This window comes from Marinobacterium sp. xm-d-530, assembly GCF_013283365.1.
In the GTDB taxonomy this organism is placed as follows: domain Bacteria; phylum Pseudomonadota; class Gammaproteobacteria; order Pseudomonadales; family Balneatricaceae; genus Marinobacterium_E.
Window position 1 is genome coordinate 405,240 of record NZ_WBYM01000002.1, and the last position, 8,328, is coordinate 413,567.

At 47.5% G+C, this 8,328-nt stretch carries 7 protein-coding genes; 2 read left to right on the plus strand and 5 right to left on the minus strand.

What is annotated here, in order from left to right:
- Window position 1 precedes the first annotated feature (1 nt).
- Genes rlmH through XMD530_RS05295 form a run of 4 tightly spaced genes read right to left on the minus strand, consistent with a single transcriptional unit; the run spans window position 2 to window position 2,721 of the window.
- Window positions 2-469, minus strand: a complete 468-nt coding sequence (gene rlmH, locus XMD530_RS05280) for a 23S rRNA (pseudouridine(1915)-N(3))-methyltransferase RlmH (RefSeq protein WP_173482032.1) — start codon at window positions 467-469, stop codon at window positions 2-4.
- 5 nt (window positions 470-474) lie between these two features.
- Window positions 475-834, minus strand: coding sequence for a ribosome silencing factor (gene rsfS, locus XMD530_RS05285; protein ID WP_371731514.1), 360 nt, complete (start codon window positions 832-834; stop codon window positions 475-477).
- Window positions 815-1,468 (minus strand): nicotinate-nucleotide adenylyltransferase, encoded by a 654-nt coding sequence (gene nadD / locus XMD530_RS05290; protein ID WP_173506852.1) that lies wholly within the window; start codon window positions 1,466-1,468, stop codon window positions 815-817. The genes rsfS and nadD overlap by 20 nt, the downstream gene beginning before the upstream one ends.
- Window positions 1,468-2,721, minus strand: a complete 1,254-nt coding sequence (locus tag XMD530_RS05295; protein ID WP_173506853.1) for a glutamate-5-semialdehyde dehydrogenase — start codon at window positions 2,719-2,721, stop codon at window positions 1,468-1,470. The genes nadD and XMD530_RS05295 overlap by 1 nt, the downstream gene beginning before the upstream one ends.
- Before the next feature lie 201 nt (window positions 2,722-2,922).
- On the opposite strand from XMD530_RS05295, the gene XMD530_RS05300 reads away from it, so the two are divergent.
- Complete coding sequence (locus XMD530_RS05300; protein ID WP_173506854.1) at window positions 2,923-4,743, plus strand: hypothetical protein; 1,821 nt, start codon at window positions 2,923-2,925, stop codon at window positions 4,741-4,743.
- A 73-nt stretch (window positions 4,744-4,816) separates the two neighbouring features.
- Here XMD530_RS05300 and parC read toward each other — a convergent pair whose 3' ends face one another.
- Window positions 4,817-7,057, minus strand: coding sequence for a DNA topoisomerase IV subunit A (gene parC / locus XMD530_RS05305; RefSeq protein WP_371731451.1), 2,241 nt, complete (start codon window positions 7,055-7,057; stop codon window positions 4,817-4,819).
- A 146-nt stretch (window positions 7,058-7,203) separates the two neighbouring features.
- Between parC and XMD530_RS05310 the strand changes: the two genes are divergently transcribed.
- Complete coding sequence (locus XMD530_RS05310; protein WP_173506855.1) at window positions 7,204-8,070, plus strand: ChaN family lipoprotein; 867 nt, start codon at window positions 7,204-7,206, stop codon at window positions 8,068-8,070.
- Window positions 8,071-8,328: the final 258 nt, after the last annotated feature.

Below are 8,328 nucleotides of genomic sequence, written 5' to 3' on the forward strand. Positions count from 1 at the left end.
CTCACTTATGGTAGGGGTGACCTTGAAGTAAGGTCCAGGCTCGATATATCTGCTCAGCAAGAATAATGCGAACAAGTGGGTGCGGTAAAGTCAGCGCTGATAGCGACCACTTCTGATCGGCAGCAGCGATGCATCGAGGATCAAGACCATCGGGACCACCCACCAAAAGCGTTATATTATTTCCTTCCATCCGCCAATTTTCAGCCTGTTCAGCAAGCTTCTCGGTCGACCAGTTCTTGCCATCAACACAGAGAGCAATCACGCGATCTCCTTTAGGGATGGCTGCCAACATGGCGTCACCTTCAGAGCGCATAGCCCGTTGGATATCAGCCCCTTTACCACGATGGCCAGGCTGTAATTCAACCAGTTCTAGCTGAAAATCAGAGGGAAGACGCTTGCAGTACTCTTGGTAGCCATCCGTGACCCATTTTGGCATCTTAGTGCCGACTGCAAGCAACCGAATGCGCATAAGGCTTAGGCTTCGCCTACTGACCAGAGGCGTTCAATGTCATAGAAATCACGAGCATCTGGCATCATAACGTGCACAATGATGCTACCAAGATCGACCAATACCCAGTCACCGACCGTTTGACCTTCAATACCCATAGGCAAAAGACCCTGCTCTTTCACCTTGTCGATCACCTCTTGAGCAGCAGCAGCTACCTGACGCTTAGATGTACCACTCGCAACCATCATGTAGTCAGTGACGGTTGAGCGGCCACGTACATCGATTAGGTTGATATCTTTTGCTTTCATTCCCTCAAGCGCATCTTGCACTAGGGCGATCAATTGATCATCTTGCATGTAAATTAAATTACCTTTCATTGGCGTCATAGAGACGCTCATTTTTAATAAAATTCCAAACGCCGTCTGGAATTAAAAATCTAGGGTTTGAGCCCCGCTTAATAATCTTTCTTACCTGGGTCGCAGAGACATTCATCGGAGTCAACTGATGCATCGCCAGATGACCTGAAGGACGAAGGCTTAACGTTTCTAGATCCTCAACCTTATGCTGATCAATAAAGCACTGAAGCTCTGAATCGAACTCAGGCTCATAACCGGGTCGAGCTACGATCAATAAGTGACCAAAATCCGTTAGCTGCTGCCAATAGGACCAACTCTTAATACCCAGCAAAGAGTCCATCCCCATCACCAATATTATTGGCAAATCCTCACCCACTTCGGCACGTTTTTTCATCAACGTGTTGATGGTGTAGCAAGGCTCATCACTGATCAATTCACAATCATCAGCAACCAGTGCAGGCTCGGATTCTACCGCTAACCGAACCATCTCAAACCGCTGTACGGCAGAGCCGCCGGTTGAAGCTTTATGGACTGGCTCACCGGTGGGGACCAGATTAATATGAGGCACGTTGAGCACCTCCTGAAGTTCTAGCGCAGTTCTGAGATGCCCATAGTGAATAGGATCAAAGGTACCACCAAAAAGAACCAAAGGAGGTTTCTGCATTACTTACGAACCTGCCCTTCTCCGTAAACAATGTATTTCTGAGACGTCAGCCCCTCTAGACCGACCGGCCCACGAGCGTGAATCTTGTCCGTAGATATACCGATTTCAGCACCTAGGCCGTATTCAAAGCCATCGGCAAATCGAGTAGAGGCGTTGATCATGACAGAGCTGGAGTCGACCTCACGCAAAAATTGACGCGATAGTGTGTAGTTTTCAGTAATGATCGCGTCGGTATGGTGAGATCCGAAGTGATTGATGTGCTCAATTGCTCGATCTATACCCTCAACAATTTTGATGGAAAGTATCGGCGCCAAGTACTCAGTCGCCCAATCTTCTTCGGTCGCTGCATTGGCTTGAATAATGGCACATGTCTTGTCACAACCACGAAGTTCTACACCCGCCTCAGCGTAGGCCTCAGCTAGCTCTTTAAGAACCTCATCAGCAACCGATTCATGCACCAGCAGTGTCTCCATAGTGTTACAGGTACCGTAGCGATGAGTCTTGGCATTGATGGCAATATTGATAGCCTTAGCTAGGTCAGCCTCTGCATCAATATACACATGACAAATACCGTCGAGGTGTTTAATAACAGGCACGCGCGCATCGTTCGAGATACGCTCGATCAACCCCTTACCTCCACGAGGCACGATAACATCCACAAACTCTGGCATAGTAATCAACTGACCAACGGCTTCACGATCCGTGGTTTCCACCACCTGGACAGCCGTTTCAGGCAAACCAGCCTGTTTTAGGCCCGCCATAATCGATTTAGCAATCGCCTGATTAGAGTGAATTGCCTCAGAACCACCGCGAAGAATCGTAGCGTTACCCGACTTTAGACAGAGACTGGCGGCTTCCATTGTGACATTCGGGCGTGACTCATAGATGATGCCTATTACGCCTAGAGGAACACGCATCTTACCTAGCTGAATTCCGGATGGCAGAAAACGCATGTCGGATACATCACCGACAGGGTCTGGTAGAGCGGCAACCTGACGAAGACCCTCGATCATGCCATCGATACGCTCTGGAGTTAGCGCTAGACGATCCAGCATCGCATCATCAAGCCCACGAGCCTTTCCAGCCTCAAGGTCTTTCTGGTTAGCTTGAGTGATCGCATCACGATCGGCATCAATAAGTTCAGCCATTGCAAGCAATGCACTGTTTTTCTGTTCTGTATTAGCACGTGCTACGACACGTGAAGCTTCGCGCGCATTCGCACCAAGCGTCTGCATGTAATCCGCTACATTCATCAGGTCTTTACCGATCAATTTATTGAGAATTCTAGTATAGCGTGACAGCGATCAAGAACCCACCAATAACAAGAAATTACGCCAGCAAAAATTGCTTTTAATGCCTATGAAATAGTTACAAATTTTAGGAACCAACTGGTCGATCGGTCGAAGACAGACTGGTATTATGAAACTCTTATTTTGTGTACTGGAAACAAAGGCATGCTTGAACAAGACGGCGAACAATACAAAGGTTACCTACGTTGGTACCAGCGCCCTGCCTTTGCTGCAGCCATCGCTCTGATTTTGCTCTTCTCTTCGACCTTGGTTGGCTCCTATCTGTTGGCCAAAAATGCCGCAGAAAACGAAGCACTAAAACAGGCCAAAATTTGGAGTAACAGCGCCTCCATGCTGGTTGCCCCTCTGATTCTCTCTAAGGATTTGGTCAGCCTTAACTTTGTCACTAACCAGATTGCAGACGACCCCTTCGTAGCAGGCATTCAAATCACCGATAGCCAGACTATGCGATTAGCTGCAGCTGGAAAGCAGGAGGGTGTCCACACAGCCAAATCCATCGCCCCAAATAACGAAACCATTGCTCAGTTAGAGGTGTGGATTGACCCGACTCCCGTTCAGCAACAACTCAATTACCAAACGGGACTGATCAGCAGTGGCGCCATTATCGCATTTCTGTTATCACTGTTTATCTATCGTCGTCAGAGCAAACTTCTTGAAGAGGAAGTGGCTTATATTGAACAGATTGAGCAACATTTTGATGATCAAATCACAGACTCAACGGAAGCTCAGGAAACAATCGACGACAGCGATGAAGAAGTTTATGAAGACGATGTAGAGGCAGAAGCGCTAATCGAACAAGAACCAGAGCTAGACGATCAAGAACAGGACACTGAGTTCAACTCCCTAGATAACCACCTTGGATCCGAGGCGGAGACAGAGATTGAATCGACTATTGAGACTGAAGTGGACACTGAAGTAGATTACGATGACATAGGCAATTTCGGATCCGCGTACGATGACCCGATTGTTGAAAACAGCACTTCGGATGAGCCTAGCGAACCTAACTTTGAAGTAGCTCACGAACCTGACACTGATGAGGCAGACCTCCCGCCCTGGGAATCTAGCGAATATGAGACAGTGGTAGAGGCCAATGAACCTACCGACATTGAACCGCCAATCGTCAAAATGCAGGTTGCTGAGACCGATAAGGATGAGATCGATCTGGTCGAACTTCTAAAACCAGAGAGACGTGAACCGAGCGTACCGCCCTTCAAGCCTCTATCAAAAGAGCCCGAACAAGAGCGTGAAGAGCCCAGCTTTGAAACGTTGATGTTTGATACAACGCCAGAGCGCCAAGAGCCTCCAAAAAAACTGGCGCGCAAACTGCCTATCATCAATGAAGAACAGCTCGATCTATACACCATTGAACAGGAGCTTGATCTATTAACACCAGCCAGTGAAGCGGCCTACGTTGTCCTGATCGACTTTACCAGCCCCCACTCGGCCCTGATCTCCAATGAAGAACAGTTACAGATCAAACGCACTTACCGAACACTGGCTAACTCGGTTGCCAATATTTACGAAGGCGAGGTCTCTGCACTTGGCGAAGACATACTGATACAGTTTGATAACGCCAGCGAGGATGACGAGCATGGCGTTAATGCGGCGTGTGCAGCCATGCTATTTGCCCAACTTGCCCGTTCGTACAATAGAAGCCGCTCAGATCAGCAGGAGCCGATACTGAACGTCCACACCGCAATTGTAAGAGGTCAACAGGGTCGTCAGGATAGAATGGCCGACGAAGCCCGCTTCTTAACTCGCTCAACCAAAACAGATCGATTGATTAGCCATACAGCACTCTCAGAGGCACCCGATCTAAAAAGCGGTGTTCTATCAACCGCTGAGATCAAACGCGAAGATGAGGACAAGGTGCTGATCCTATCGTTGAGTAAAAGCTATCAAGATCTGTTAGAAAAACAGGGGCGTTATCTTCTGGCAAAACTGGCACAGCAGGCCGCACAGTAATCTGCATAAACCGCACATTATTGATTCAACAAAAAAGGGAGCCAGTGGCTCCCTTTTGATATTTAGGTAGTCATTACTCTACCGATAGATGGCTCACTCGCTGATAGCCCCTTGGCAGTTTATTGCCTCGACGACCGCGCTCTCCACGGTAGTGTTCTAGATCGGCTTTGGTCATTTTTAGGTACTGCTTACCCGCATGAACCAGAAGTTCCTGATCTTCATTAAGAACAGCCACAGCAACCATCAACTCTTCACGAGCTTGAGCCCTTGCCGACGGGATGTTAATGATCTTATTACCTTTACCTCGTCCCAATACAGGCAGCTCAGAGACTGGGAACACCAGTAGACGCCCTTCAGAAGTTACGGCAGCGATCAAACCATTTTCGCTATCAGAAATGGAAGCAGGCGCTACGATATTGGCCCCTTTGGGTAGCGTCAGTACCGCTTTACCGTTTTTCGTCTTACTGGTCATATCACCTATCGACGTGACAAAGCCATAACCAGCATCTGAAGAGAGAAGAACCTTATCACTCTCTTTACCCGCGGTTAGTGCCTCTATCGAAGCACCCTTTTGCAGACTAATGCTACCGGTAACAGGCTCGCCTTGCCCCCGAGCTGAAGGCAGGTTATGAGTCTCTAATGTATAACTGCGCCCCATACTGTCTAGCAGGATCGTCGGCTGGTTCATGCGTCCAGCAATCGAGAGTTTATAACCATCACTCGCTTTGTAATTCAGAGTAGCCGGATCAATGTCATGCCCTTTAGCAGCACGGATCCACCCCTGTTTAGAGAGGACGACGGTAACAGGATCAGAGGTAAGCAGATCTTTATCACTGAACGCTTGAGACTCTTCACGCTCAACCAGAGGAGAGCGGCGATCATCGCCAAACTCTTCAGCAGCCTGTTCAATCTCCTCTTTAATGAGATTACGCATCAACTCATCAGAACCAAGAATAGATTCAAGTTTTTTACGCTCTTCATCTAACTCAGACTGCTCTGCACGGATCTGAAACTCTTCAAGTTTCGCCAAATGACGAAGTTTGAGATCGAGGATGGCGTTAGCTTGGACATCCGTTAGACCGAAGCGTTCCATCATAACCGTTTTAGGCTCATCCTCGTTGCGGATGATTGCGATCACTTCATCGATATTAAGATAAGCAATGATCAAACCATCGAGGATATGCAGTCGATCTAATACTTTCTGCAAACGGAATTCGAGACGGCGTCGAACAACCTGGGTACGCCAAGTAAGCCACTCCGTTAAGATCTGACGAAGATCTTTAACCTGTGGACGGCCGTCAATGCCGATCATGTTGAAGTTAACTCGGTAGCTTCGCTCTAGATCGGTGGTTGCAAACAGGTGAGCCATCAACTGCTCAATATCGATACGATTTGAGCGTGGCACAATCACGAACCGAGTCGGATTCTCATGGTCTGACTCATCACGCAAATCGCTAACCATTGGCAATTTTTTCTGCTGCATTTGAGCTGCAATCTGCTCAAGCACCTTAGCACCAGATACCTGATATGGAAGAGCCGTAATGACAACGTCACCATCCTCAATTTCATAAATAGCACGTGCTTTTACAGAACCACGACCGGTCTCATAGATCTTTTTAAGATCAGCCGTCGGTGTAATGATCTCAGCAGCGGTTGGGAAATCAGGGCCTTTTACTTTCTGACAAAGACGCGCAACACTGGCATCAGGATTGTCGAGCAGATAAGTACAAGCCCGAGCGACTTCGCGAAGGTTATGGGGAAGAATATCAGTCGCCATACCAACGGCGATACCCGTAGAACCATTCAAGAGTACGTTAGGTAGACGCGCTGGCAGAACCTCAGGCTCATCCATCGTGCCATCAAAGTTAGGTACCCATTCAACCGTTCCTTGACCTAACTCTTTTAACAACACCTCGGCATATTTAGAGAGTCGCGCTTCAGTGTATCGCATTGCTGCGAAAGATTTAGGGTCGTCAGCAGAACCCCAGTTGCCTTGACCATCTACAAGCGGATAGCGATAACTGAAAGGCTGTGCCATAAGCACCATAGCCTCATAACAGGCCGAATCACCGTGCGGATGAAACTTACCTAAAACGTCACCTACCGTACGTGCTGACTTTTTAAATTTGGCGCTCGCCTTTAGTCCAAGCTCAGACATTGCATAAACAATACGGCGTTGTACTGGCTTCATACCATCGCCTAGATGAGGCAATGCACGGTCAAGAATGACGTACATTGAGTAATCTAAGTAGGCTTTCTCTGTAAAGGTCTTTAAAGGAAGGGTTTCGACCCCTTCATCGATCAGATTTTCCACAAATAGTGTTCCCAGACGGGTTAGCATTTACAAAAACAGTTGTTTACGAGTATGCCACCATAGACACGCGCTTGCATCTGAAAAGCACCAAGATAGGATCAAATGCGTAGAGTGAAAACGAGTATCAACAAAAAGACACGGACAAGATGAACCTGTTAAAAGCTGTTTCTATTTCAATTCTATTTGGCATATCAGCCGTATCAGCAGCTGAGTGGCAAACTGATATAAAAAGTAATAAACCCATTGTTGGAAAAATATGGGATAACGCAAACCAGCGTTTCATAACTCAACAGCAATTACTGGATCAAATGAGTGAGATAGATTGGATATTGTTGGGTGAAAATCATGAAACGGATATTCATCACGAACTTCAAACAGAGATACTAGAGCTACTGTCCCAAAAGAAGATACTCGGTAATGTTGCCTTTGAAATGGCGAATACAGATCAACAGAGTGCACTAGACAGCGCATTAGGGGAGCCGTCGAATCCAGAACAACTCAACTGGCAAAAAGGCTGGCCTTGGGAGTGGTATGAATCACCCGTCAACTTAGCTTTAACGAAAGCAAACAGAGTACTCGGCACAGACCTAACTCGACAACAACAGATGCAAGCCTATATGGATGAGTCGATAGATCATCCTAACGAACACTACAAAAACTTTATGCTCGACATACTCTATGAAAGCCACTGCGGCAAGCTACCCAAATCACAACTGGGCAATATGTTAAGAGTTCAAATAGCCCGTGATCGACAGATGGGTAGAGTACTTAAAGAGAACAGCACCGATAAAGTCGATCTATACATTGCAGGCAACATGCATGTCAGAAAAGATGCCGGCGTCCCCTTTCATAATGAGCTGAATAGCTTATCGATCATGATGCTATCCGTTGGTGACAGCAGAGACCCCTTTGAAATCATACCAGACAGCTATCAGGATGAAGCGATAGCTGATTATGTGATATTCACACCGGAAGTAGAGCAGAGGGATCACTGTTCGCAGATTGAAGGGTAGTAGTTAGCTGTTGGAGCGGTCTTGCGAAGGCCGTGAAGGTTGGGCGCGTAATTAGAGAGCAGGTGACAGGCTAAAGCCAGTCACTGGTGTGCTTAACTCGCTACGAAGCTGCGGTGACTGGCCTTCAGCCTGTCACTGGTGTGCTTAACTCACTACGAAGCTACGGTGACTGGCCTTCAGCCTGTCATCCGCTATTGACGTCGGCAGAGACTTTTTAAAACCGTTGGAGCGGTCTTGCAAAGGCCGCGATGGATTTGG